Genomic DNA, 458 nt, shown 5'->3' with positions numbered 1-458 from the left:
AAGGACTTTATTTACCAGAATTTGAACACGAAAACTGTGGCGCTGGTTTTATTTGTAATCTTAAAGGAGAGAAGACAAATCAAATTATTCATGACGCCTTAGAAATTCTTGTTAAATTGGAACACCGCGGTGGTGTAAGTGCAGATGGAAAAACTGGTGATGGTGCCGGGTTATTAATTGATATCCCTCATGACTATTTTAAACGCGTTTGCGATTTTGAAATTCCAGAACAACGCGAGTACGCTGTTGGTATGGTATTTTTACCTAAAGTTACCAACCAATACAACTTTTGTAAAACCACTTTTGAAAACGAAGTAAAAGCGCAAGGGCTTACTATTTTAGGATGGCGAAAAGTTCCTGTAGACTCTTCTCAGCTAGGGCAAATAGCACTTGCTTCCGAACCTAATATAGAACAACTTTTTATAGGTAAAACAGAAGCTATAGACGAAGCTACTTTT

At 37.3% G+C, this 458-nt stretch carries 1 pseudogene; it reads left to right on the top strand.

The features are described 5' to 3' along the window. Positions 1 to 458 (top strand): annotated as a pseudogene (locus tag LG649_RS15920) (glutamate synthase subunit alpha); the annotation flags it as partial.

The sequence above is a fragment of the Neotamlana laminarinivorans genome (assembly GCF_020523925.1).
GTDB classification, from domain to species: domain Bacteria; phylum Bacteroidota; class Bacteroidia; order Flavobacteriales; family Flavobacteriaceae; genus Neotamlana; species Neotamlana laminarinivorans.
The sequence above is the reverse complement of the archived record's forward strand: the minus strand, read 5'-3'. Positions and strand labels throughout refer to the sequence as shown.